This is a genomic window from Promicromonospora kroppenstedtii DSM 19349 (assembly GCF_000515355.1).
In the GTDB taxonomy this organism is placed as follows: domain Bacteria; phylum Actinomycetota; class Actinomycetes; order Actinomycetales; family Cellulomonadaceae; genus Promicromonospora; species Promicromonospora kroppenstedtii.
In genome coordinates this window covers 4,072-5,360 of sequence record NZ_KI911732.1, presented here as the reverse complement: position 1 = coordinate 5,360, position 1,289 = coordinate 4,072, and the positions used below count along the sequence as shown (strand labels likewise).

General features: G+C 73.8%; 3 protein-coding genes. All 3 read left to right on the top strand.

The annotated features are described in order from the left end of the window. Nucleotides 1-201 (top strand): class II aldolase/adducin family protein (locus PROKR_RS21870; protein WP_036967438.1); only part of this gene is annotated, 201 nt, incomplete at its 5' end. Nucleotides 202-222: 21 nt separating this feature from the next. Then, nucleotides 223-1,011 carry a DeoR/GlpR family DNA-binding transcription regulator gene (locus tag PROKR_RS21865; protein WP_036967437.1) on the top strand — a complete coding sequence of 263 codons (789 nt, stop codon included), beginning with the start codon at nt 223-225 and terminating at the stop codon, nt 1,009-1,011. 26 nt (nt 1,012-1,037) lie between these two features. Further along, nucleotides 1,038-1,289 (top strand): CHAD domain-containing protein (locus tag PROKR_RS21860; RefSeq protein ID WP_157602450.1); only part of this gene is annotated, 252 nt, incomplete at its 3' end.

Sequence of the window (1,289 nt, the reverse complement as noted above, 5' to 3'; positions counted from 1 at the left end):
CTGCGCGCGGCGCTGCTGGCGAGCCACGGCGCCGTCGTCGCGGGCGCCGACCTGGACGAGGCCGTGGACCGCGCCACCGAGCTGGAGGAGGCGTGCCGGATCGCCCTGCTCACGGCGGGCTCGCGGCGCCGGGAGCTGACGCCGGAGCACATCCGTGAGCTGGCGCAGCGGTGGTCCAGCCCGTGGACCCCGGCACTCTAGACTGACGCGCAGGAGGCGACGATGGCGAAGACGACTGCCCTGATCCCGGAGCAGCGCAGGCAGCAGATCCTGCGGCACCTGCGCACGGAGCAGGTGCTCAGCTACCGGCAGATCACCGAGCTTCTGGGCATCAGCCAGATGACCGCGCGGCGGGACGTGGCGGTGCTCGCCGAGCAGGGCCGCGTCAAGGCCACGCAGGGCGGCGCCACCCTCGCGACCCGGCTGCTGAACGAGCCGCGGCGCGCCGAGAAGGCCGTGACGGGGCTGGCCGAGAAGACCGCCATCGCCCGTGCGGCGGCCGAGATGGTCACCGACTCCATGACCGTCTACCTGGACGCCGGCACCACGGTGCAGGCCATGCGGCCGTTCCTGGAGCAGCGCACCGGGCTCACCGTGGTCTCCAACGACCTGAGCACGGTGCTCGCGTTCCTGGACCACCCCAGCGTGGACCTGATCAGCGTGGGCGGGCGCGTGGACCCCGACAACCAGTCCACCATCGGGCGCCTGGCGGCCCTGACCCTGGCGGAGCTGTCGCTGGACGTCGCGTTCCTGTCCTCCAGCTCGTGGGACGCGCGCCACGGCGTCACCACGCCCGTGGAGGCCAAGATCGAGGCGAAGCGCGCCGCCATGGCCTCGGCGACGACGACGGTGCTGCTCGCCGACAGCGGCAAGTTCGGCAGCTATGCCAAGTACCGCGTGCTGTCGCTGGACGAGCTCGACACGGTGGTCTGCGACCCGGCGCTCGGCGACGGCGACACCGAGCGGATCGAGGCGCTGGGCGTCGACGTGGTCCGGGCGCCGCTCTCCTGACGCGACCCGCGCGGTAGCCTGGCGGGATCGCCACCACGAACCGCCCTGACACCGCCGGCGAGCTGCTGTCCCTCGCCATCGGCGACCTGGTGCGCCAGATCCAGGACGACGTGCCGCGGGCGCTGGCCGACGAACCCGACGCCGTGCACCGGCTGCGCACCTCGGTGCGGCGGCTGCGCAACGTGCTGGCCGCCTTCCGCCGGTACCTGGACCGGGACGCCGCCGCGGCGCTGCGGTCCCGGCTCAAGGAGTGGGGCGACGTGCTCGGGCAGGCGCGG